The organism is Pseudomonas sp. Irchel 3F6 (genome assembly GCF_900187595.1).
Lineage (GTDB): Bacteria > Pseudomonadota > Gammaproteobacteria > Pseudomonadales > Pseudomonadaceae > Aquipseudomonas > Aquipseudomonas siliginis.
The window spans coordinates 881903-904649 of sequence record NZ_FYDP01000001.1; the positions used below are offsets into that span (position 1 = coordinate 881903).

Annotated in this window: 18 protein-coding genes; 8 read left to right on the plus strand and 10 right to left on the minus strand. The window is 60.7% G+C overall.

The window, feature by feature from the left end; translation table 11 throughout:
- Positions 1 to 4 precede the first annotated feature (4 nt).
- The 3 genes from CKW30_RS03920 to CKW30_RS03930 all read left to right on the plus strand — a co-directional run bounded on the left by CKW30_RS03920 (position 5) and on the right by CKW30_RS03930 (position 3257).
- Entirely contained in the window at positions 5 to 1198 is a 1194-nt protein-coding gene (locus CKW30_RS03920) for an acetyl-CoA C-acyltransferase (RefSeq protein ID WP_095180011.1), read from the plus strand.
- A 142-nt stretch (positions 1199 to 1340) separates the two neighbouring features.
- Positions 1341 to 2468 carry an acyl-CoA dehydrogenase gene (locus CKW30_RS03925; RefSeq protein ID WP_095180012.1) on the plus strand — a complete coding sequence of 376 codons (1128 nt, stop codon included), beginning with the start codon at positions 1341 to 1343 and terminating at the stop codon, positions 2466 to 2468.
- A gap of 15 nt (positions 2469 to 2483) precedes the next feature.
- Positions 2484 to 3257: an enoyl-CoA hydratase gene (locus tag CKW30_RS03930; RefSeq protein WP_095180013.1), complete on the plus strand. Its 774-nt coding sequence runs from the start codon at positions 2484 to 2486 to the stop codon at positions 3255 to 3257.
- Between the two features lie 552 nt (positions 3258 to 3809).
- Here CKW30_RS03930 and CKW30_RS03935 read toward each other — a convergent pair.
- The 5 genes from CKW30_RS03935 to CKW30_RS03955 form a co-directional block, all read right to left on the minus strand.
- The gene (locus CKW30_RS03935) at positions 3810 to 4961 is read right to left on the minus strand and encodes an acyl-CoA dehydrogenase family protein (protein WP_095180014.1); all 1152 of its coding nucleotides are present in this window, start codon (positions 4959 to 4961) and stop codon (positions 3810 to 3812) included.
- Between the two features lie 3 nt (positions 4962 to 4964).
- Positions 4965 to 6071 carry an enoyl-CoA hydratase/isomerase family protein gene (locus tag CKW30_RS03940; RefSeq protein ID WP_095180015.1) on the minus strand — a complete coding sequence of 369 codons (1107 nt, stop codon included), beginning with the start codon at positions 6069 to 6071 and terminating at the stop codon, positions 4965 to 4967.
- A gap of 240 nt (positions 6072 to 6311) precedes the next feature.
- Positions 6312 to 6998: an HPP family protein gene (locus CKW30_RS03945; RefSeq protein WP_095180016.1), complete on the minus strand. Its 687-nt coding sequence runs from the start codon at positions 6996 to 6998 to the stop codon at positions 6312 to 6314.
- Between the two features lie 156 nt (positions 6999 to 7154).
- Positions 7155 to 8333: an MFS transporter gene (locus tag CKW30_RS03950; RefSeq protein WP_095180017.1), complete on the minus strand. Its 1179-nt coding sequence runs from the start codon at positions 8331 to 8333 to the stop codon at positions 7155 to 7157.
- A gap of 244 nt (positions 8334 to 8577) precedes the next feature.
- Positions 8578 to 9957 carry a UDP-glucose 6-dehydrogenase gene (locus CKW30_RS03955; RefSeq protein ID WP_095180018.1) on the minus strand — a complete coding sequence of 460 codons (1380 nt, stop codon included), beginning with the start codon at positions 9955 to 9957 and terminating at the stop codon, positions 8578 to 8580.
- A 243-nt stretch (positions 9958 to 10200) separates the two neighbouring features.
- Between CKW30_RS03955 and xerC the strand changes: the two genes are divergently transcribed.
- Positions 10201 to 11139, plus strand: coding sequence for a tyrosine recombinase XerC (xerC, locus tag CKW30_RS03960; RefSeq protein WP_371857514.1), 939 nt, complete (start codon positions 10201 to 10203; stop codon positions 11137 to 11139).
- A 6-nt stretch (positions 11140 to 11145) separates the two neighbouring features.
- Here xerC and CKW30_RS03965 read toward each other — a convergent pair whose 3' ends face one another.
- The 5 genes from CKW30_RS03965 to CKW30_RS03985 all read right to left on the minus strand — a co-directional run bounded on the left by CKW30_RS03965 (position 11146) and on the right by CKW30_RS03985 (position 17599).
- Positions 11146 to 11694, minus strand: coding sequence for a membrane integrity-associated transporter subunit PqiC (locus CKW30_RS03965; RefSeq protein ID WP_095180019.1), 549 nt, complete (start codon positions 11692 to 11694; stop codon positions 11146 to 11148).
- 17 nt (positions 11695 to 11711) lie between these two features.
- Positions 11712 to 13367, minus strand: coding sequence for an intermembrane transport protein PqiB (locus CKW30_RS03970; protein ID WP_095180020.1), 1656 nt, complete (start codon positions 13365 to 13367; stop codon positions 11712 to 11714).
- A gap of 222 nt (positions 13368 to 13589) precedes the next feature.
- Positions 13590 to 14891, minus strand: a complete 1302-nt coding sequence (locus CKW30_RS03975; protein WP_095180021.1) for an FAD-binding oxidoreductase — start codon at positions 14889 to 14891, stop codon at positions 13590 to 13592.
- Positions 14888 to 15976: a polyamine ABC transporter substrate-binding protein gene (locus CKW30_RS03980; RefSeq protein WP_095180022.1), complete on the minus strand. Its 1089-nt coding sequence runs from the start codon at positions 15974 to 15976 to the stop codon at positions 14888 to 14890. The genes CKW30_RS03975 and CKW30_RS03980 overlap by 4 nt, the downstream gene beginning before the upstream one ends.
- 264 nt (positions 15977 to 16240) lie before the next feature.
- A complete protein-coding gene (locus CKW30_RS03985) occupies positions 16241 to 17599 on the minus strand; it encodes a glutamine synthetase family protein (RefSeq protein ID WP_095180303.1) in 1359 nt (452 codons plus the stop codon).
- Positions 17600 to 17761: 162 nt separating this feature from the next.
- On the opposite strand from CKW30_RS03985, the gene CKW30_RS03990 reads away from it, so the two are divergent.
- The 4 genes from CKW30_RS03990 to CKW30_RS04005 all read left to right on the plus strand — a co-directional run bounded on the left by CKW30_RS03990 (position 17762) and on the right by CKW30_RS04005 (position 22669).
- Positions 17762 to 18658, plus strand: a complete 897-nt coding sequence (locus tag CKW30_RS03990; RefSeq protein ID WP_056786010.1) for a helix-turn-helix domain-containing protein — start codon at positions 17762 to 17764, stop codon at positions 18656 to 18658.
- An 81-nt stretch (positions 18659 to 18739) separates the two neighbouring features.
- A complete protein-coding gene (locus tag CKW30_RS03995) occupies positions 18740 to 19249 on the plus strand; it encodes a sigma-70 family RNA polymerase sigma factor (protein WP_095180023.1) in 510 nt (169 codons plus the stop codon).
- Entirely contained in the window at positions 19249 to 20199 is a 951-nt protein-coding gene (locus CKW30_RS04000) for a FecR domain-containing protein (RefSeq protein ID WP_056786014.1), read from the plus strand. The genes CKW30_RS03995 and CKW30_RS04000 overlap by 1 nt, the downstream gene beginning before the upstream one ends.
- Positions 20200 to 20266: 67 nt before the next feature.
- On the plus strand, positions 20267 to 22669 hold the full coding sequence (locus CKW30_RS04005; RefSeq protein WP_095180024.1) for a TonB-dependent receptor: 2403 nt from the start codon (positions 20267 to 20269) through the stop codon (positions 22667 to 22669).
- Positions 22670 to 22747 lie beyond the last annotated feature (78 nt).

The following is a 22747-nucleotide window of genomic DNA, read 5'->3' on the forward strand; positions in this document are numbered from 1 at the left end:
AGTCATGACTATGTCCAATGATCCGATTGTTATCGTCAGCGCTGTCCGCACACCAATGGGCGGTTTTCAAGGTGAACTGAAAAGCCTCACCGCACCGCAACTCGGGGCGGCGGCGATCAAGGCTGCGGTCGAACGCGCCGGTGTCGCCAGCGACGCGGTTGATGAAGTGCTGTTTGGTTGCGTACTGCCCGCCGGCCTCGGTCAGGCGCCGGCACGTCAGGCTGCGCTGGGCGCCGGGCTGGATAAATCGACGCGCTGCACCACGGTGAACAAGATGTGCGGCTCGGGCATGCAGACCACCATCATGGCTCACGACATGCTGCTTGCCGGCAGTGCCGACGTGGTGATCGCCGGCGGCATGGAAAGCATGTCCAACTCGCCGTACCTGCTCGATCGCGCCCGCGCCGGCTATCGCATGGGCCACGGCCGCGTGCTTGATTCGATGTTTCTCGACGGCCTCGAAGACGCCTACGACAAGGGCCGCCTGATGGGCACCTTCGCCGAGGATTGCGCCGAGGCCAACGGCTTCAGCCGCGAAGCGCAGGATGCTTTCGCCATTGCCTCGACTACCCGCGCGCAACAGGCGATCAAGGATGGCAGCTTCACCGACGAAATCGTTCCGCTGACGGTGACCGTCGGCAAAGAGCAGGTGGTGATCAGCAACGATGAGCAGCCGCCAAAAGCCAAACTCGACAAGGTTGCCTCGCTGAAACCGGCGTTCCGCGAGGGCGGCACGGTCACCGCAGCCAACTCCAGCTCGATTTCCGACGGCGCGGCGGCGCTCGTGCTGATGCGCCAGTCCCATGCGCAGCAACTGGGCCTCAAGCCGCTGGCGGTGATTCATGGGCATGCTGCGTTCGCTGATACCCCTGGGCTGTTTCCCACCGCACCGATTGGCGCGATCAAGAAACTGGTGAAGAAGACCGGTTGGGCGCTGGATCAGGTGGATCTGTTTGAAGTGAACGAAGCGTTTGCCGTGGTCGGCATGGCGGCGATGACGCACCTGGAGATTCCCCACGACAAGCTCAACGTGCATGGCGGCGCCTGCGCGCTGGGCCATCCGATCGGCGCCTCGGGAGCGAGGATTCTGGTGACGTTGCTCGCCGCGCTGCGGCAGAAACAGCTCAAGCGCGGCATTGCAGCGATCTGCATTGGCGGCGGCGAAGCCACGGCCATGGCTGTGGAATGCGTTTACTGAAGGCATCGCCGATCAACTGTGGGAGCGAGCCTGCTCGCGAAGACGTCGTTTCAGCCGGCACATGCGTGACTGATACACCGCTTTCGCGAGCAGGCTCGCTCCCACAGGGTTCAATGTCGTACTCAGATTTCAAGGACTCACCATGATCCCCAACGAAGACCAGACCCAGATCCGCGACATGGCCCGGCAGTTTGCCGAGGAGCGGCTCAAGCCGTTCGCCGCCGAGTGGGATCGCGAGCACCGTTTCCCCAAGGAAGCCATCGCCGAGATGGCTGAGCTGGGCTTCTTCGGCATGCTCGTGCCGGAGCAGTGGGGGGGCTGTGACACAGGCTACCTCGCGTACGCCATGGCTTTGGAAGAAATCGCCGCAGGCGACGGTGCCTGCTCGACGATCATGAGCGTGCACAACTCGGTCGGCTGCGTGCCGATTCTCAAGTTCGGCAATGACGATCAGCGCGAGCGCTTCCTCAAACCGCTGGCCAGCGGCGCGATGCTCGGCGCCTTCGCCCTCACCGAACCCCAGGCTGGTTCCGATGCCAGCAGCCTGAAAACCCGCGCGCGGCTGGACGGCGATCACTACGTGCTCAACGGCTGCAAACAGTTCATCACCTCCGGGCAGAACGCCGGCATCGTGATCGTGTTTGCCGTGACCGACCCGAGCGCCGGCAAACGCGGGATCAGCGCGTTTATCGTGCCGACCGACTCGCCCGGCTACAAAGTCGCGCGGGTCGAAGACAAACTCGGCCAGCACGCGTCCGACACCTGCCAGATTCTATTCGAAGATGTGAAAGTGCCGGTGGCCAATCGGCTGGGCGAGGAGGGCGAGGGCTACAAGATTGCCTTGGCCAACCTTGAAGGCGGCCGCGTCGGTATCGCCTCACAAGCTGTCGGTATGGCCCGCGCTGCGTTCGAAGCTGCCCGCGACTATGCCCGTGAGCGTGACACCTTCGGCAAGCCGATCATCGAGCATCAGGCCGTAGCGTTTCGCCTGGCGGACATGGCCACGCAAATTGCCGTCGCCCGGCAAATGGTGCATTACGCCGCAGCCTTGCGTGACAGCGGCCAACCGGCGCTGGTCGAGGCGTCGATGGCCAAGCTGTTCGCCTCGGAAATGGCTGAGAAGGTCTGCTCCATGGCCTTGCAAACCCTTGGCGGTTACGGTTACCTCAACGACTTTCCGCTGGAACGCATCTACCGCGACGTGCGCGTCTGCCAGATCTACGAAGGCACCAGCGACATTCAGCGCATGGTCATTTCGCGCAATCTCTGACAAGGAATTTTATTCATGACTTACGAAACGATTCTGCTGGAAACCCGCGACCGCGTCGGCCTGATCACCCTCAACCGGCCACAGGCATTGAACGCGCTGAACGCGCAACTGGTCAGCGAAGTGAACCACGCCCTCGATACGCTGGAAGCCGATGCGCACATTGGCTGCATCGTCCTCACCGGTTCGAAAAAAGCTTTCGCCGCTGGCGCCGACATCAAGGAAATGGCTGAGCTGACCTATCCGCAGATCTACATGGACGATCTGTTCAGCGACAGCGATCGCGTGGCCAACCGGCGCAAGCCGATCATCGCCGCGGTCAATGGTTTCGCCCTCGGCGGCGGCTGTGAACTGGCACTGATGTGCGACTTCATTCTGGCTGGCGACAACGCCAGATTCGGCCAGCCGGAAATCAACCTCGGCGTGCTGCCGGGCATGGGCGGCACCCAGCGCCTGACCCGCGCGGTGGGCAAAGCCAAGGCCATGGAAATGTGCCTGAGCGGGCGCATGATCGACGCGGTGGAAGCCGAGCGCTGCGGCATCGTCGCGCGGATCGTGCCAAGCGATGAGCTGCTTGATGAAGCGCTGAAAGTCGCGGCGGTGATCGCCGGCAAATCACTGCCGATTGCGATGATGATCAAGGAGAGCGTCAACCGCGCGTTCGAGGTCAACCTGAGCGAGGGCGTGCGTTTCGAGCGCCGGGTGTTTCATGCAGCGTTTGCGACGCAGGATCAGAAGGAAGGGATGGCGGCGTTTATTGCCAAGCGTCAGGCTGAATTCCAAGGCAAATAGTGTGTGAGCTTCAAAAGCCCCTCACCCTAGCCCTCTCCCCAGGGAGAGGGGACTGACCGCGTGATATGGGCGAATTAAGCCGATCTGAAATGTTGCCGCTGAATCCGTAACCGACCCGGTCGGCTCCCTCTCCCTGGGGAGAGGGGACTGACCGCGTGATATGGGCGAATTACGCCGACCTGAAAGGTTGCCGCTGAATCCGTAACCGACTCGGTCGGCTCCCTCTCCCTGGGGAGAGGGGACTGACCGCGGGATATGGGCGAATTACGCCGACCTGAAAAGTTGCCGCTGAATCCGTAACCGACTCGGTCGGCTCCCTCTCCCTGGGGAGAGGGGACTGACCGCGGGATATGGGCGAATTACGCCGACCTGAAAGGCTGCCGCTGAATCCGTTACCGACTCGGTCGGCTCCCTCTCCCTGGGGAGAGGGGACTGACCGCGTGATATGGGCAAATTACGCCGACCTGAAAGGTTGCCGCTGAATCCGTAACCGACCCGGTCGGCTCCCTCTCCCTGGGGAGAGGGCTGGGGTGAGGGGAAGGGCCAACGCCATTACAGCTGATAGTTCTTCAAATCCCGCGCAATCACCATCCGCTGTATCTCGCTCGACCCTTCATAGATCTGGGTAATCCGCGCATCGCGGTAGTACTTCTCGACCGGGTAATCCTCCAGATAGCCATAGCCGCCATGAATCTGGATCGCCGACGAACACACCTTCTCGGCCATTTCCGATGCGAACAGCTTGGCCTGCGAAGCCTCGGACAAGCATAGTTTGCCCGCCGTCCTCAGCCGCGCTGCATGCAGGATCAGCAACCGTGCGGCGTTGATCTGCATGTGCATGTCAGCCAGCAGATTGGCAATGCTCTGGTGCTCGATGATCGGCTTGTCGAATTGCACCCGGTCTTTCGAATAAGCCAGCGCCGCTTCAAAAGCCGCCCGGGCGATACCCAATGCCTGCGCGGCGATGCCGATGCGTCCGCCTTCAAGGTTGGACAGGGCAATCGCAAGGCCCTTGCCGCGTTCGCCGAGCAGATTGGCCTCGGGGATGCTGCAGTTGTTCAGCGTCACCGCGCAGGTGTCGGAGGCGCGGATGCCCATCTTGTGTTCGGTGCGATCGACGATGAAACCCGGTGTGTCGGTCGGCACCAGAAACGCTGACAGGCCTTTTTTGCCGAGATCCGGATCGGTTACCGCGAAGACGATCGCCAGTTTTGCCCGTTTGCCGTTGCTGACGAATTGCTTGGCACCGTTGATCACCCATTGGCCGTCGCGCAGTTCGGCGCGGGTGCGCAGGTTGTGCGCTTCGGAACCGGCCTGGGGTTCGGTCAGACAGAAGCAACCGATGGTCTGCCCACTGGCCAGATCGGCCAGCCAGGTCTGTTTCTGTTCGTCGCTGCCGTAGTTGAGCACCGGGCCGCAGCCGACCGAGTTGTGAATGCTCATGAACGCGCCGGTCGCGCCATCACCGGCAGAGATTTCCTCAACCGCCAGCGCGTAGGCAACGTAATCGACGTAAGTGCCACCCCATTCCTCAGGCACGACCATGCCGAGCAAGCCCAACTCGCCCATCTTCGCCACCAGGGCGTCGTCGATCCAGCCAGCCTTTTCCCAGGCCTGGGCGTGGGGTGCGATTTCGCCACGGGCAAAATCCCGGGCCATGTCGCGGATCATCACTTGTTCTTCAGTCAGTTCGAGATCGTGCATGGCTCAGCTCCCGCTCTCATCAAAACCATGGAAGAAACTCGCCACCTGCGCAGCGTCCAGCTCAGCGACGGTCGGCGGGTTCCAGCGCGGTGACTTGTCCTTGTCGATCAGCAGGGCGCGCACGCCTTCTATCAGGTCGCCACGGGCAAACCACTGGCGGTCCAGATGCAGCTCCAGCGCAAAGCAATTCTCCAGACTCAGGTGCCTGCCGCGACGGAGCATTTCCAGGGTCACGGCCATGGCCAGCGGCGAGCGGGTTTCCAGCAGATCCGCCGTGGTGACCGCCCATTCGTGGCTGTCGGCGACGGTGACGGCGCGCAATTGCTCGATCATGCTCGGCACGTCGGGCAGGGCAAAGAAATGGTCGATGGCCGGGCGCAACACTTGGAGGGGTGCATCGGGCAGAGTTTGCACGGCGTGCTTGGCCAGCAGGTTCTGCAGCGACTTGAGCGGCGTGTCCTGCCACTCCATCTGGTCGAATTTCTCGTCGAGCAGCGCAAGTTTGCTGCTGTCCAGATACCAGTCGGCGAGGCCGCAGTACAGCGCATCGGCGGCGCGAATCTGCACGCCGCTGACGCCCAGATAAATCCCCAGCTCACCGGGGATGCGCGGCAGGAAGTAACTGCCGCCGACATCAGGGAAATAGCCGATGGCCACTTCCGGCATCGCCAAACGGCTCTTTTCGGTGACCACACGCAGATCGGCGCCTTGCACCAGGCCCATGCCGCCGCCGAGGACAAAACCGTCCATCAGGGCCAGCACCGGTTTGCGGTAGTGATGAATGGTCAGGTCGAGGGCGTATTCCTCGACGAAGAAATCTTCGTGCAGCGTGTCGCCGCTTTTGTAGCTGTCGTACAGCGAACGAATATCGCCACCGGCGCAGAAGGCCTTTTCACCAGCGCCGCGCAATACCACGGCGTGAACATCGGCGTCAGACGCCCAGGCATCGAGCTGCTGTTGCAGCAGACGCACCATCTCGAGGGTGATGGCATTGAGGCCCGCAGGGCGGTTGAGGGTCAGGTGGCCGATATGATTGCGCACCTCGGCCAGCACGTCGTTTTGCATGGCATCCATGGACGGGGTCCGCCGGGATGAAGCCTGAGCTGTCATCAGTAACTCCCTGCTTTTATTGTCTTTATTCGAAAAGCCCGCGCGCGGGCGTTAGCGGATCGTAACAGTGCAAATTTGTCGTGTACAACGGGGATATGTGCAGGGGGAATCTGCGTTTTTCTCTTAGGCACGCTATTTGTGTAGGAGCTGACGAGTGCAACGAGGCTGCGATCTTTTGATCTTGTTTTTTGAAATCAACAGATCGCAGCCTCGTTGCACTCGTCAGCTCCTACAAAGGGATCATCTGAACGTTTCGGTAATGCTGCGCCGCTTGGCGTGCAGTTCGCTGGCGTGAATCAGGCGTTCGAGGTCTTCGGGGGTGACGTCGATGAAGGCTTCCATGTCGGCCAGCGCCAGTTTCAGGTCTGCTGCGGTGATCGCCTGGCTATCGATCGGGACCACTGGCGGAGCCGGGTCAGCAGCGCGTTTCGGATAACGGATGCGGGTCAGGTTGTTATAGGCCAGCGCGCTGACGAGCATGCACAGCGCGCCGAGCATCACCGGCTCCATGGCTTTCCAGTCCATGGCGATGGTTGCCGGGTCGGCCAGCACCAGCGTCAACGCCAAGGCGCCGGCCGGTGGGTGCAGGCAACGCAGCCAGCACATGAGAATCACCGCCATGCCGGCAGCAAGGCAGGCGCTGCCCAGCGTACGGCCAAGCACATGGGCGACCAGCAAGGCGACCACGCCAGCACACAGGTAGCCGCCGAGAATCGACCATGGCTGGGCGAGGGCGCCCGAGGACACCGCGAACAGCAGCACCGCCGAAGCGCCGAGCGGGCCGACCAGGTGAAACGCAACGTCATGGCCGAACACCTGCGCGCACATCCACACGCTGAACAGCGTGCCCAGGGCCATGCCGATCGCGGCACGGCTCCATTCAGTAGGGCGGGTGTTGATGGCAGCGGGCAACCAGCGAGCAAGCATGTAGAACTGATCCTTTACAAAATCCGGGGCAAAAAAAAGGACTTGTCCGGCAAATCCGGAAAGCCCTAGAAGCGTTCCAACATTGGGGGAGGAACGCGCGTAGTTTGCCGATCAAAATCGATGCTGACAAATTCATATAAGTGCAGTTTTAGTGCACTATTTTTGCATTGAAGCGGTGCGCCGAGCGCTGACGAAGCACAGATAACCGCCCAGCGCCGCCAAGCCGCTCAGGGCGTAGAACATGCTCGGCGCCGGCGTGTGCATCAGCAGAAACCCGCACAGCACCGGGCTCGCCCCACCGCCGAGTGCCGCCAGGTTCTGCGCGCCGTAGTAACTGCCGCGCAGTGCCTCCGGGGCGAGGGTATCGACGAAGAGGAAGTCTGCCGGGTAAATGATCATTTCGCCCAAGGTGAAGATGAACATCGCCACGCACCAGCCGAGCAGGCTGTCCGCCACACTGAAACCGATCAACCCGACGATGAACAGCGCGGTGCCGCCGGCAATCCAGTGACGCAGGTGTTCGCGACTGAGCCAGCGACCCACCTGGTACTGCAGCAGGATCACCGTGATTGCGTTGCAGGCGAGCAGGGCGGCCATGGTGTCGAGCGTTTGTTGCTGGGTGTGGGTGACCAGCAGGTATTGCGACAGGTACAAGGTGAAGCGACCGTGCACCAACGTGCTCAGCAGGCAACCGAGGGTGAACAGCACCATGGTGCGGTCGCTTTTCAGGATCACCAGGGTGTTGAGAAAACTCTGCGGCGCGCTGGCGGCAGTTAGTGGAGGGGCAGCGCGGGCCGCGCCGAGCAGCAGAAAAATACTGCCGATGGCGATCGCACCAGCGACGATGAAAGGCGCGGACGGCTGCACCCCGGCAATCACCACGCCAATCATCGGGCCGACGGCATAGCCGATATTGGTCAGCGTGTAATTGAGGGAAAACGCCTTGACCCGCTGGCCCACCGGCAGGTTTTCACTGAGGATCGCCTTGGAGCCGATGAGGAACAGCGCCGACGCGGTTTCGCTGATGATCAGCACCAGGGTGACCACATACAGATTCTGCGCGAAGGTCAGCAGGATCAGGCCGATACCGCTGGAGAGCATGGCCAGGACCAGCAACTGGCGCTTGTCCAGCTTGTCGATGATGTAGCCACCGTACAGCGACAGCAATGTTGCGCTGAACACGGCGATACCGAGCAGCAAACCTACATCCTCCGGATCGAGGCCAAGCTTATTGCTGAGGAACAGCGTCAGCAGCGGGCTGATCAGGGCGCGGCTGATGACCACGGTCAGCGAGCTGAGCATCAACCGGCGAATGAACGGCGAATAGATGGCCAAGGGAGGGGGAATGTCCTTATTCGGATTGCCTAGGGCGAACGCCATCCTCTCTGGGCAGCCGCCACCGGTCAAGCTGATACACCAGCGTCTCTCGGAGCACATGATTTCCCTGTGGGAGCGAGCCTGCTCGCGAAGGCGGCGGATCAGTCACCTGCTATGTCGCTGACATACCGTATTCGCGAGCAGGCTCGCTCCCACAGGGTCTGTGTAGCTCACAATTTGCAATGACTCCCACAGGGCCAGTTCAAGCCACATCCGAAGCCGCGGGCCACTGCCGCAAGGTGATCGGCAACTTGCAAGACTCACCGCGCCCCATCGGGAAATACTGAAAGCCATTGCGCGCCAGGCGCTCGGCGTCGTACAGGTTGCGGCCGTCAAAGATCACCGGGCTGTTGAGGCGCTGTTTGATCAGCTCGAAATCCGGGGCCTTGAACTGTTGCCATTCGGTGCAGATGATCAACGCATCGGCGCCGGCCAGTACCGATTCCGGCGTGCCCATCAACATCAGCTTCGACTCATCTGGATAGAGCTTTTGCGTTTCGACCATGGCCTCCGGATCAAACGCGCGCACGCTGGCACCGGCAGCCCATAAGTCTTCGAGCAGAACCCGGCTCGGCGCGTCGCGCATGTCGTCGGTGTTGGGTTTGAACGCCAGGCCCCACAGGGCAAAGGTCTTGCCGCGCAAATCGCCCCGGTAGAAGGCGTTGATGCGCTCAAACAGCTTGTGCTTCTGGCGCTGGTTGATCGCCTCGACCGCTTGCAGCAGATCACTGGAGCAATGTGCCTGCTCGGCACTGTGAATCAACGCGCGCATGTCCTTGGGAAAACACGAACCGCCGTAGCCGCAACCCGGATAGATAAAGTGATAGCCAATCCGCGTATCGGCACCGATGCCCTGGCGCACTGCTTCGATATCTGCGCCCAGATGCTCGGCGAGTTCGGCGATCTGGTTGATGAAGCTGATCTTGGTCGCCAGCATGCAGTTGGCGGCGTATTTGGTCAGCTCGGCACTGCGCAAGTCCATGAACAGGATGCGGTCATGGTTGCGGTTGAACGGCGCGTACAGATCGCGCATCACATCGCGCACTTCAGCGCCTTCGCAACCAATGACGATGCGATCCGGTCGCCGGCAATCAGCAACCGCTGAACCTTCCTTGAGAAATTCCGGGTTGGAGACAATATCGAACTGCAGCAGGCGGCCAATCTTGATCAGGGCCTTTTCGATGTGGCTGCGCAAAGCGTCGCCCGTGCCCACCGGCACCGTGGACTTTTCCACCACGATCAATGGCTGCTCGCGATGCCGGGCAATCGCGTCGCCAACCGAGAGGACGTAGCGCAGATCCGCCGAACCATCCTCGCGTGACGGCGTGCCCACCGCGATGAACGCCACCCGCCCATGCAACACCGCAAACCGCTCATCGGTGGTGAATTGCAGGCGTTTCGAATCCAGGCCTTCACGCACCAGACTGGCCAGCCCCGGCTCGTAAATACTGACGTGCCCCTGGCCCAATTGCTCGATCTTCTGCGCGTCGACATCCATGCACACGACGTCGTGACCGACCTCGGCCAGCACCGCCGCCTGCACCAGACCGACATAACCACTGCCAAACACCGTGATCTTCATGCCGCACTCCTGCTCGCAGTTCCCTGCACTGAACATAAGAGCGCGATGTTTCAGTTCGCCTACCGTGCTGATAAAGCAGCAAACAGACCGTTCGGGGAATGCCCGATTGACTTTTATGGCCTCGAACGGCAGGTTGTCGGCCTTTCGCGGTAACCCTTGTCATCGAGTCATGCCGTTTTTTGCGTTTCATTTCATGCATTTATTGTTTTTGTTGAATCGTTTTTTATTTCAAGGCCGTTTCGTTTGAGTGATTTGTCGAGTACCCAACCTGCACCGTCCAACAACAATCCGCTGACCGTTTACCTGGCGCGACTGGCACCTTCCAGCCAGTTGACCATGCGTTATGTGCTGCAAGACGCCGCTGACCGCCTCGGTTTCGAGGACGTCGATATCGAAGAAATCCCCTGGCACGGCCTGCAACCGGAAGACGTGGTGTCGCTGGTCGCCGCTTTGCGTGCCGATGGTTATGCACCGAACACCTCGTCGCTGTACGTGAACGCCGTACGCGGGGTGATGAACGAAGCATGGCGCATGAGCCTGATCAGTCAGGATCACCTGCTGAAGATGCGGTCGGTCAAGGGCATAGCCGGCACGCGGCTGTCCCAGGGGCGCAACCTCAAGCGCACGCTGATTCATGAACTGATGGAGGTCTGCGCTGCCGACCCGCGCCCGCAGGGCCTGCGTGATGCGGCGGTGATTGCGCTGCTGTACGGCACCGGCATGCGCAAGTCGGAATCGGTGGATCTGGATCTGAGCCAGGTCGACTTTCACGAACGCAGCCTGACGGTGACCGGCAAGGGCAACAAACAGTTGATCAAGTACGCGCCGGCCTGGGCCTTTGCCAAGCTCGACGCCTGGCTGGAACTGCGTCGTTCACAGCTCAAGGAAGGCGAGAGCGACGATGCGTTTCTGTTCAACCGTATTCGCCGGGGCAGCCACATCACCCGCGAGCGCATCACCAAACACGCGATTTACTACATTGCCCGCCAGCGCGGTACGCAGGTCGGGGTGAAAATCATGCCCCATGACTTCCGTCGTTCATTCATCACCCGGGTGATCGAAGAGCACGACCTGTCGATCGCACAGAAACTGGCGCATCACAGCAATATCCAGACGACTGCCAACTACGATGTGCGCGATGACAACGAGCGGCGGCGGGCGGTGGATCGCTTCGATTTGTAAACGGTGTCAGGTCTGCGGCGGGCAGCGCGAGCCGCTGGCACCCTGCGCGATGTGCGCAGCGAGGCGTTTGATGTTGTTCTGTTGCGCGGTTACCAGTTCGTCGATGCTCGGCCCTGAAGGCGTCTGCAACACCGAGCGACAGCTCAGCAGGGCCGCGTCCGCCGCACCTAATGGGCGCACTCGCCATTTCACGTCGATCAAGGCGTACTGACCGGGAATCGAATCGAAGCGCTGCACGTCGATTCGCACGGAAGCGCGCTGCTGGCCGACGCCGCCGCTCAATTGATCGACCAGCGCACCGCGCAACTCATCGGCAAGGGTGGCGCTCCACCAATCGGTATCCAGGATGGCCACGCCGCTGTTGCCTTGGCGAATCACGATCTGCGCGCGATCGACCTGCGGCGGCACACTGATGCTTTCGATGGCGATGTCGGCGCCGTTGCGGCTGGCACCCGGTTGCGCCGGGGTCAGCGTATGGAAGCTGATCGGGTCGCTACGGCACGCGGCCAGCAGCACGAGCGCAGCGAGCAGGGAGATCTTCAACGGTAAAACCATGGATGCAGCTCCTGTGCTCAATTGCGTGGCGGTCCTTTGAGGTCCAGCGGCGCGGCGTTGTCGGGGCGTCCGCGAATCAGCGACTCAGGGTGGCGACCGAGGTAATCCGACAGCTCTCGCAACGAGCGCGACATGCGCCCGAGTTCGTCGAGGGTTTCGGTCAACTGCTCACGTTGCGGTGAATCCTCGGCCAGGGTCGAATTGGCGGACTGCAAGGTCTTGCTGACGTCGGCGAGGGTGCTCTGTACACCCGGCAGGGTCCTGGCGTTGAACTGCTTCAGGCCTTTGCGCAGTTCGACCAGATTGCCGTCGAGGTTGCTGGCGATGCGCTCCACTGGCAGCGCGTTGATCTTGTTGACCATCGCCTCGAGTTTTTCCTGCAATTGCTCGAGGCTGCCGGGGACGGTCGGAATGGTGACCGGCCGTGCCGTAGGGTCAAAAGCGACTTTCGGCGCTTTGGGGTAGAAATCCAGGGAGATATACAACTGACCGGTGAGCAGGTTGCCGTTGCGGGCCTGGGCGCGAAGGCCATTTTCGATGAACGTGCCGATCAAGCGCGCGCCGGTGGCCTCGTCGTTTTCGTCGCCATGGTAAGCCTTGAGCATTTTCGCGTGGGCGCGACCCAGGCGCTGCGGATAGATGACGATGCCGACATTCACCGGGAAGGTGCGCTTGACCTCGTCGAAGTCGAGATTGACCGCCACCACCCGGCCGATTTCAACTCCGAGGAACTCCACCGGCGCGTCAACCTTGAGCCCGCGCAAGGCTTGATCGAAGCGCAGCGACAGATACTGTGCCTTGCCGTTGGGCGGGGCGAGGGCGGTGGCCTGGTCGGCGAACAGTTCGAAACCCTTGTCTTCACTGGCTGGCGAATCGTTGGGACTGTAATCCGGAGCGCGGAAAGCGATGCCGCCCACCAGCAGGGTCGACAGCGACTCGGTTTTCACCGCAAAGCCGTTGGCACCGACATTGATGTCGATGCCGCTGGCGTTCCAGAAACGAGTGTTTTCGGTGACGTAGGCGTCGTTCGGAGAATGCACGAAGACTTCGATGTTGACCCCTTTGCCGTCCTGGTCCAAGGCATAGGACACCACTTGGCCGACCGGGATCTTGCGGTAATAGACGGGGGAGCCGATGTCCAGCGAGCCGAGGTCGGCGGTGTGCAGGGTGAAACGCTTGCCCGGTTCGCCATAGGTGATCGGCGGCGGGTTCTCCAGACCCTTGAAGTTTTTTGAGCGGGTATTGGCCTGGCCAATGTCGGCACCGATGTAGTCGCCCGACAGCAATGTGTCGATGCCCGATACCCCGCCGGCGCCGATGCGCGGACGTACCACCCAGAATTGCGAGTCCTCGCGGGTGAAGGCTTCGGCCTGCTTGGCGAGTTTGATCGTGGCGTTGACGTGTTTATGGTCGTTGGCCAGTTCAACATCGGAGACATGGCCGATGACTACGTTGCGGTACCTGACTTCGGTCTTGTTGGCGGTCAGGCCATCGCCGGTCTTGAAGGTGACGGTGATCGTCGGGCCTTCCTGGAGGATGTTGTGAATCACCAGCGAAATGCCCACCAGCACCGCCACGATCGGCACGATCCATACCAGCGAGATACCGAATCGGCGGGTTTTGACCGGCGCCTGACCGGGTGCTCGCGGCTCGTCGCTGGCTGACGACTTCATCCATGTCCTCCTCAATTAATCGGGCACTGAGCGTCAGGAACGCAAAAGCACTTCATCAATATAGAAGTGCTTGGCGATAGAGCAAATGTGTATAGCTGGCGTGGGACGCGATTGCAGTCCAGGAGCTGCCGAAGGCTGAGATCTTTTGATCGAGTTTGGGACGCGGAGCGTCCCGGGCTGCATTCCCACGCAGAGCGTGGGAACGATCAGTGTAAGCGCCTGTTAACCGAGCATTTCGCGCAGGCGATACCAGAACATGCCCAGCGCCAACAGCGGCGAACGCAACGCCGGGCCACCGGGGAAGGTCATGTGCGGCACGCTGCTGAACACGTCCATGCCTTGGCTATGCCCGGCGTGAATGGCTTCGCCCAGCAATTTCGCGCACCAATGGGTGACGTTGAGGCCATGGCCGGAATAGCCCTGCGCGTAAAACACGTTCGGGTGCTGTTTGAGCCGGCCAACCTGGGGGAAACGATTGGCGGTAATACCGATCTTCCCGCCCCATTGGTAGTCGATGCGCACGTCGGCCAGTTGCGGGAACACCTTGAGCATTTTCGGTCGCATGTAGGCGGCGATATCCGCCGGATCGCGCCCGGAGTAATGACAAGCACCGCCGAACAGCAGACGTCGATCCGCCGAGAGACGGTAATAATCGAGCCCGACTTTCTGATCGCACAGCGCCAGGTTCTGCGGGATCAACTGCGCGGCGCGAGTTTCGCCCAGCGGCTCGGTGGCAATGATGTAACTGCCAGCGGGCAGAACTTTGCCGCTGAGTTTCGGCTCAAGGTCATCTAGATGCGCGTTGCAGCCAAGCACCAGGCTGCCGGCGCGCACTGAACCGGTGGCGCAGCGCACCTCGACGGTCGGGCCATGGAGGATTTCCAGCACCGGACTCTGCTCAAAGATACGCACGCCCAGCGACGCGGCGAGACGCGCCTCACCTTGCACCAGATCAAGCGGATGCAAATGGCCCGAACCCATGTCGATCAATCCGCCGGCGTACACACCGGCGTCGACCACTTGCGCACGGATCTGCTCCGGCCCGACCAGCCTGGTTTCGTGGGCATAGTCGAGTTCGGCAAGGCTGTCCTGCTCTTGCTGGAACGCGGCAAATTGCGCGGCGGTGTTGGCCAGTTCGCAAAAGCCCCAGCGCAGATCACAGTCGATGGCGTTTGCAGTGATGCGCTGGCGCACCAGCTCCACCGAATCGATGCCGGCGCGCTGCAGATAGCGCACGCCGTCCTGGCCGACGTAGCGAGCGAAACCCTCGACTTCATGGCCGATGCCGCGAATCAGCTGACCACCGTTGCGCCCGCTGGCGCCCCAGCCGATACGTCGCGCCTCGAGCAGCACCACCGACAGACCACGCTGCGCCAGTTCAATCGCCGTGTTGACGCCCGTGAAGCCGCCGCCGATCACGCAGACATCGGCAATCAAATCTCCGTCGAGCGCAGCGTAGGGCGTGGTCGCCCGCGCAGAAGCGGCGTACCAGGAACGGGTGTGTTGTACGCTGTGCTGATTCATTTGTTCGACTTCACTTTGCTCCACGACCGGGTCATCAGACGCATGATCGCCTGGGGCGGGGTCGAGGAAATGTAGAGTTTGTCGAGCACCGACTGCGGCGGATAAACCTCAGAATTGTTGACCAGTTCCTGATCCATGAACGGCTTGGCCGCAGGGTTCGGGTTGGCGTAGCCGACGGTGGCGCTGACCTTGGCGATTACTTGCGGATCTAGCAGGTAATTGATGAAGGCATGGGCCTCTTTGGCGTTGCTCGCGTCGGCCGGAATCGCCAGCAGATCAAACCACAGGTTGGCGCCTTCCTTGGGAATGGCGTAAGCGATATTGACGCCGTTCTTCGCTTCCTTGGCGCGGTTGGCCGCCTGGAACACATCGCCGGAGTAACCGAACGCGACGCAGATGTCGCCATTGGCCAGGTCCGACACGTACTTGGAAGAATGGAAATAGGTGATGTACGGACGGATGCTCAGCAGCTTGGCTTCGGCCTTTTTGTAGTCTTCAGGGTTTTCACTGCGCGGATCCATGCCCATGTAGTTGAGGATGGCCGGGAAGACTTCGTCGGCGGAGTCCATCATCGACACACCGCACTGGCTGAGCTTCTTCAGATTCTCCGGTTCAAACAACACGGCCCAGGAATCGATGTGGTCGATGCCGAGCACTTGCTTGACCTTGTCGACGTTGTAACCGATGCCGTTGGTGCCCCACAAATAGGGAACCGAGTGCGCATTGCCTGGATCATTTTTCTCTAGCAATTCAAGCAGTTTCGGGTCCAAGTTCTTCCAGTTTGATAACTGTGAACGATCGAGCTTCATGAACGCGCCGGCCTTTACCTGACGGGCGAGGAAGTGGTTGGACGGCACGACCACGTCGTAACCGGTCCGGCCGGCGAGGAGTTTGCCTTCAAGGGTTTCGTTGGAGTCGAAGACGTCGTAGATCACCTTGATCCCGGTCTTGCTCTGGAAGTCGGCGAGGGTGGTTTCGCCGATGTAGTCGGTCCAGTTGTAGACGCTGACCTGGGGCTCGGCGTGGGCTACGGCACTGAACAGCGCGCTCAGTGCGACCGGGAGTACGGATTTCAATAGACGCATATCGACACCTCTTCTTGTAATGATCGTTCCCACGCTCTGCGTGGGAATGCCGCAACGGACGCTCGGCGTTCGGCTTTGGATGGGACGCAGAGCGTCCCGGGATGCATTCCCACGCGGGAGCGTGGGAACGATCAAATTCTCAGGCGCTGCACAATCCCATGTGGGAGCGAGCCTGCTCGCGAAAGCGGTGTTTCAGTCGACATCTATGGTGAGTGTGCCGACGTCTTCGCGAGCAGGCTCGCTCCCACAGGGACGGCTGCGCCGTCAGACGCTCAGCAGCAGGAACTCTCGCTCCCACGAGCTGATCACGCGCTTGAAGTTTTCATGCTCGGCGCGTTTGACCGCGACGTAGCCGCGGACGAATTTGCTGCCCAGGTATTCGGCGACTTTCGGGCAGTCTTCCATCTGCGTCAGGGCTTCTTCGATGGTGATGGGCAGGCGCAGGTTGCGGCGTTCATAGGCCCGGCCTTCGACCGCCGCGCTCGGCTCGATCTTCTCGACCATGCCGATGTAGCCGCACAGCAGGCTCGCGGCAATCGCCAGATACGGGTTGGCGTCGGCACCGGGCAAGCGGTTCTCCACGCGCATCGATTCAGGCCCGGAAGTCGGCACACGCAGGCCCACCGTGCGGTTCTCTTCACCCCATTCGACGTTGACCGGTGCCGAGGTGTCCGGCAGGAAGCGGCGGAACGAATTGACGTTCGGCGCGAACATCGGCAGCACTTTCGGGATGTATTTCTGCAAGCCACCGATGTGATGACGGAACAGCTCGCTCATGTTGCCCTCGGCATCGGCAAAGATCGGCTGACCCGTCGCGATCTCGACCACACTCTGGTGCAGGTGCATGGCGCTGCCGGGCTCGTCGCCGATCGGTTTGGCCATGAACGTCGCGGTGACGTTGTGCTTGAGCGCTGCTTCGCGCAGGGTGCGTTTGAACACGGTGATCTGGTCAGCCAGATCCAGCGCATCGCCGTGGCGGAAGTTGATTTCCATCTGCGCCGGGCCGTCTTCGTGGATCAGCGTGTCGAGATCCAGACCTTGCAGTTCGCACCAGTCGTAGACGTCTTCGAACAGCGAATCGAATTCGTTGGCGGCATCGATCGAGAATGACTGGCGACCGCTTTCCGCACGACCCGAACGACCCAGCGGTGCCTTGAGCGGCAGGTCCGGGTCTTCACAGCGTTGGGTCAGATAGAACTCCATTTCCGGCGCGACAATCGGCTTCCAGCCCTTGTCGGTATAAAGCTGCAGGACTTTCTTCAGCACATTGCGCGGCGACAGTTCGATCGGGTTGCCGAACTTGTCGAAGGTGTCGTGGATGACGATGGCAGTCGGCTCGATTGCCCAAGGAATGACGTAGACGGCGTCGGAAACCGGCTTGCAGACCATGTCGATGTCAGCCGGGTCGAGCAGGTCGTAGTAGATGTCGTCGTCGACAAAATCCCCGGTTACCGTTTGCAGCAGCACGCTTTCCGGCAGGCGCATGCCGCGCTCATGCAGGAACTTGTTGGTCGGTGCAATCTTGCCGCGGGCGATGCCGGTCAGGTCGCTGACCACGCATTCGACTTCGGTAATCTTGTGATCTTTCAGCCAGGTGAACAGCTGATCGAAAGGGGCGTTCATAAAGACCTCGTTATTGGTTTTGTAGACGCCGGGGAGGGCGGGTTTCATCTTCCGCTCCTTCCCCTGTGGCGCGTTGGCGACTATCTTGGGCGCGGCTTGCGATTCCATCTATCCACTTTCAGCAGCACCAAAGCGCACCAAAAGAGTGCGCAGGGTCACCCCATGACAACGTGCAATCCGCTTCAGGTTCAAGCGTTCAATACCGCCGACGTGGCCGAGCAAATCCGCGCTACACCGGGCTGGGTCCAGCATTACCAGCAGATGTCGCCGGGGCATTTCGCCGGGCAGATTCGCTATCTGGATCTGCAGGGCGTCGAGGTTTATGAAGAACAGATGAACACCCGGGTCGAGCAAAACTTCAGTGCGCCATCCGGGGCTCTGGCGTTCTGTTTCGATCGCAGCGACAACGCGCTGTATCTGCTCAACGAAGAGAGCCGCAACATCTGGATCACCCCGGAGAACTACCGGGAAATCGCTGTGGTGTTCGGTCCGGATTTTGTCCGCGAGCACGGTTTGCAAGTGGCAAAGCTCGAAGGTTTGTTCATGGCGCCGCTGAACTGCGGACAGAACGCTTTGTTCAGCGGCTGGCTAAGCTCGATTCTCACGAAGTTGTCGCAAGCTGCTGATCCACTTGATAAAGATCGCCTGACTCGGCAACTGCTCGAGGACTGCCTGTTCATCCTCGACAACGCTCAAACCCGTCTTGATCGTGGAGGATTGCAGCAGCGCAACAACGAACGCCAAATCATGAAGCGAGTAGGGGAGTGGGCGGCTGATTCGCCGGAAGACACGGTCAATCTGCTCGAACTTTCCCACGTTGCCGGCGTACCCCTGCGCCAGTTGCAACAAGCTTTCAAGGCCTACACCGGGATGACCCCGAGCCATTGGTTACGCCTGAGGCGGTTGAACAGTGCGCACCGTGAATTGCTCAAGCGCCGACCTTGCGAAACCACCGTTGCCGAAGTGGCGATGCGCTGGTCGTTCTGGCATCTGGGGCGGTTTTCCAGCAGTTACCGCGCGCTTTTCAAGGAGCTGCCGAGCGAAACGCTCAAGCGCTGAGCAGAAAAAGGCTTTGTGTCCTCGCAGAAGTTAAATAGAATCAGTCTCATTTGAATCCACCTTCGCGCAGGGTCTCTTGAGATGATTGAAGCTACGTCACCGTCGGAGCAGAGCCTGCAGCAGTTGTATCGCGAGCACCGCGGCTGGCTGGAAACCTGGCTGCGCCGGCGCATGGGCAATGCGTGGGATGCGGCGGACCTCAGTCAAGACACCTTTGTCCGCGTCCTGTGCAACGCGCCGCCACTGGCTGAATTGCGCGAGCCGCGCGCTTATCTGCTCACCGTCGGCAAACGGTTGCTGAGCAATTTCTACACGCGGCGCCACCTGGAAAAAGCCTACCTCGATGCCTTGGCGCAATTGCCGGAAGCGTGCGCACCGTCGCCGGAGCAGCGCTGGTTGCTGCTGGAAACCTTGCAGGCGCTGGATGAATTGCTCGATGGCTTGCCGCGCCCGGTGCGCCGGGCATTTCTTTGGAGTCAACTCGAGGGCCTTGGCTACCGCGAGATTGCCGAGCGCTTGCAGGTTTCCGAGCGCACGGTGAAACGTTACATGGCCCAAGCGTACGAGCATTGCTTGCTGGCGGATCTGTGATGCGCGTTGCCCCCAGCGAGGAAACGCGGGAAGTGGCGCGGGCAGCGGCGCAATGGCTGGCACTGCTCGAGTCCGGTGGTGCCAGTGATGAAGATCACGCCCGATTGCAGCATTGGCGTACCAGTGACAGTCGCCACGAGAACGCGTGGCAGAAAATTCAACAACTGCGTCAACGCTTTGCAGGCTTGCCCCCGGCGCTTGCCCTGGCCACGCTGGACCGGCCGGATCCGGCGCGGCGCGCTGCTCTCAAGCGTGCTTTGGGCGTGGCAGCGCTAGTGCCGGCAGTGTGGTTGATCAGTCGGGAGCTGCCGCTGGAGGTCTGGCGCGCCGACCTGCACACCAGCACTGGCGAGCGGCGCAAAGTGCAGTTGGCCCAGGATTATTCATTGCAACTCAACACCGACAGCGCGGTTAATGTCGATCTGGCGGCACGTCAGTTGACGCTGATTCGTGGCGAGATGGCGCTCAACGCGGCAGGCGATTCAGCCTTTATCGTCAACGCGCCTTATGGACGGATGATCGTCAAACACAGCGACATCTCGGTGCGCCTCAATGCGCGCGATTGCCAGGTCTGCGTGCTGCGTGGTTCGGTGCAATTGCAGCCACTGCACGGCCCGGCGCTGGTATTGCAGCAAGGCCAGCAAGTCAGCCTGCAAGCTTCGGGCGCCGGGGCGGTGACGGCGTTCGATGCGTTGATGCCCGGGTGGCGCGACGGTGTGGTGATGGCGCAAAACCAGCCGCTGGGTGATTTCCTCCGCGAGCTGAGTCGCTACCGCTCGGGTGTTCTGCGCTGGGATCCGGCGCTGGAATCGCTGCGCGTCACTGGCAGCTTTCGCCTCGACGATACCGATCAAGTGCTGGCACTGCTGGCTGCCAGTTTGCCCGTCGATGTGCATACGCGAACGCGATTTTGGGTGTCACTGGTACCGCGTGCAGAAAAAACTGGCTGAAGCCTGTCCCTTTTTTTCGCCTCGCTGGTCATTCCAGGCAAGTGAACAAAATCGAGAGCTTCTTCCAATGCCCGCAGTATTTCCAGGTCGTTTGCGTCCGTTGTTGCAGTTGAGCCTTTTGCTGAGCCTGAGTGCCAGCCCCGTGTTGATCCAATCGAGCTGGGCCGACGATGGCAGTCGCCGCAGTTATCAGGTGCCGGCCGGTAGTCTGAGTACAGCGCTGACGCGCTTCGCCGGTCTCGCCGGCGTCAATCTGTCGGTGGATCCGGCACTGGTCAGCGGCCGCAACAGCAATGGTTTGTCCGGTGAATATGGCGTGGAGGAGGGGTTCAGCCGGTTGTTGCTGGGTTCGGGTTTGCAGCTGCAACCGGTCGGCGATCAGGCTTATACGCTGGTGCCCGCAGCGCAAGGCAGCACCTTGCAACTTGCGCCGACATCCATTCTCGGCGCGAGCGGTTCAGCGGATGCCGACGTGTTTGCTGGCGGTCAGGTCGCGCGGCGTGGCTCGCAAGGGTTGTTGGGTTCCAGGGATTTCATGGAAACCCCGTTCAGCATGACCACCTACACCAGCGAAACGGTGAAAAACCAACAGGCGCGCACGCTCGGCGATCTGATCAGTACCGACCCTTCGGTACGCGCCACCAACCCTGCCGGTGGCCGCTATGAGCAATTCACCATCCGTGGTTTCAGCCTGTTCAACAGTGATGTTGCCTACAACGGCCTCTACGGTGTGTTGCCGACTTACACGATTGATATGGAAATGGCCGATCGCGTCGACATCCTCAAAGGCCCGAGCCAATTGATCAACGGGATTTCGCCACGGGGCAGTGTAGGAGGGGGGATCAACGTCGTGCCGAAACGCGCGACCGACAAGCCGATCACCTCGCTGACAGCCAATTACGCCTCGAACAATCAAGTCGGCGGCGCGGTGGATGTCGGACGGCGTTTTGGCGAAGACAATCAATTCGGGGTGCGCTTCAACGGGGTTAAACAGTCCGGTGATACAGAATGGGATCATCAGAGTGTCGATCGCGACATGGCAGTACTCGGTCTGGATTTCCGTGGTGAACGCTTGCGACTTTCCACCGATATCGGCCACACCGAACGCGACACCGACGCACCGCAGGAACGCGTGCAAGTCGCGACCAACGCCAAGGTGCCGAACGCCAATGATGTGCGCGACAACTATGCGCAACCCTGGAGCCGGGCGCGAACCAAAGACACTTTCGGCACGCTCAACGGCGAGTTCGATGTCAGCGATTCGGTCATGCTGTATGGCGGCGTCGGCGCACGCAAAAGCAATCACGACTTCTTGCGCCACGCGGTTTCAGTGACCAATGACGCCGGCGACTTCAGCGTCCAGCCGCGCGACTTCACTCGCGACGAAAACGTTCGCACGGCTACCGCTGGGGTGCGCAACTGGTTCCAGACCGGACCGGTCAGCCATGAAGTGAACCTGGCGGCCAACTACTTTTATATGGACTTCGAAAACGGCGGCGCCCGTTACGCGGCCGGGCGCAGCAATCTCTACGACCCGGTGGAAATAGCCAGACCCGGCACGCCGACCCGCAATGACGCCAAGGTCTACACCGAAAATCGCTTCAGCGGCGTGGCCTTGTCCGACACGCTCGGGTTCTTCGATGATCGACTGCTGCTGACTCTGGGTGCGCGCTGGCAGCGGGTCAAAGTCGATGACTGGAGCGACGGCATCAAGGGCGACACGGCCTACGATGAGGAAAAAGTCTCGCCGTCGGGCGGCATTCTGTTCAAGGCGACAGACAAACTTTCGCTGTACGCCAACTACATGGAAGGTCTGAGCCAAGGCAAGATCGCGCCATCGACGTCGATCAACGAAGACGAAATCTTCCCGCCATTCATCAGCCGCCAGGTCGAAGTCGGCGCCAAGTACGACGCCGGCTCATACGCCCTGACGGCAGCGGTGTTCCGCATCAAACAACCTGCCTACGAAACCAATGCGACCACACGAGTCTTCGGCCCGAACGGCAAACGCGAAAACAACGGCGTAGAACTGAGCGTGTTTGGCGAACCGCTGAAGGGCTTCCGATTGCTGGGCGGTGTGATGTACATCGATAGCGAACTGACCCACACCACCAACGGCACATTCGACGGCAACCGCGCACCGGCGACACCGAAATACAACGTCAACCTCGGCGCGGAGTGGGATGTGCCGACTGTGCAGGGTTTGACATTGACCAGTCGTGCGATCTATTCGAGTTCGCAGTATCTGGATCAGGCGAACGACAAGGAAATCGACTCTTGGGAACGATTCGATGTAGGCACGCGCTATGCTTTCAAGCTGGACGAGAAAACGATCACCTTGCGCGCCAGTGTCGAAAACGTGCTGGATAAACGCTATTGGAGCTCGGCGGGTGCATCGGATGATAGTGAGCCGGGGTTGACGCTTTCTACGCCGAGGACGTATCTGCTGTCGGCGGCGGTAGACTTCTAACGGAGCAGGGTAAGTGCGTCGATCGTCGTCGAAAATACGTTAACTACACTAAATGACCGTTTAGTTGAGCTAACAAAA

Coding starts and splice junctions, on each gene's coding strand:
- CKW30_RS03935 (WP_095180014.1), bottom strand. CDS start 4,961: ATGCACGATCTCGAACTGACTGAAGAACAAGTGATGATCCGCGACATG.
- CKW30_RS04000 (WP_056786014.1), top strand. CDS start 19,249: ATGCGCGTTGCCCCCAGCGAGGAAACGCGGGAAGTGGCGCGGGCAGCG.
- CKW30_RS03985 (WP_095180303.1), bottom strand. CDS start 17,599: ATGAACGCCCCTTTCGATCAGCTGTTCACCTGGCTGAAAGATCACAAG.
- CKW30_RS03970 (WP_095180020.1), bottom strand. CDS start 13,367: ATGAAGTCGTCAGCCAGCGACGAGCCGCGAGCACCCGGTCAGGCGCCG.
- CKW30_RS03995 (WP_095180023.1), top strand. CDS start 18,740: ATGATTGAAGCTACGTCACCGTCGGAGCAGAGCCTGCAGCAGTTGTAT.
- CKW30_RS03975 (WP_095180021.1), bottom strand. CDS start 14,891: ATGAATCAGCACAGCGTACAACACACCCGTTCCTGGTACGCCGCTTCT.
- CKW30_RS03965 (WP_095180019.1), bottom strand. CDS start 11,694: ATGGTTTTACCGTTGAAGATCTCCCTGCTCGCTGCGCTCGTGCTGCTG.
- CKW30_RS03945 (WP_095180016.1), bottom strand. CDS start 6,998: ATGCTTGCTCGCTGGTTGCCCGCTGCCATCAACACCCGCCCTACTGAA.
- CKW30_RS03925 (WP_095180012.1), top strand. CDS start 1,341: ATGATCCCCAACGAAGACCAGACCCAGATCCGCGACATGGCCCGGCAG.
- CKW30_RS03920 (WP_095180011.1), top strand. CDS start 5: ATGACTATGTCCAATGATCCGATTGTTATCGTCAGCGCTGTCCGCACA.
- CKW30_RS03955 (WP_095180018.1), bottom strand. CDS start 9,957: ATGAAGATCACGGTGTTTGGCAGTGGTTATGTCGGTCTGGTGCAGGCG.
- CKW30_RS03980 (WP_095180022.1), bottom strand. CDS start 15,976: ATGCGTCTATTGAAATCCGTACTCCCGGTCGCACTGAGCGCGCTGTTC.
- CKW30_RS03990 (WP_056786010.1), top strand. CDS start 17,762: ATGACAACGTGCAATCCGCTTCAGGTTCAAGCGTTCAATACCGCCGAC.
- CKW30_RS03930 (WP_095180013.1), top strand. CDS start 2,484: ATGACTTACGAAACGATTCTGCTGGAAACCCGCGACCGCGTCGGCCTG.
- CKW30_RS03940 (WP_095180015.1), bottom strand. CDS start 6,071: ATGACAGCTCAGGCTTCATCCCGGCGGACCCCGTCCATGGATGCCATG.
- CKW30_RS04005 (WP_095180024.1), top strand. CDS start 20,267: ATGCCCGCAGTATTTCCAGGTCGTTTGCGTCCGTTGTTGCAGTTGAGC.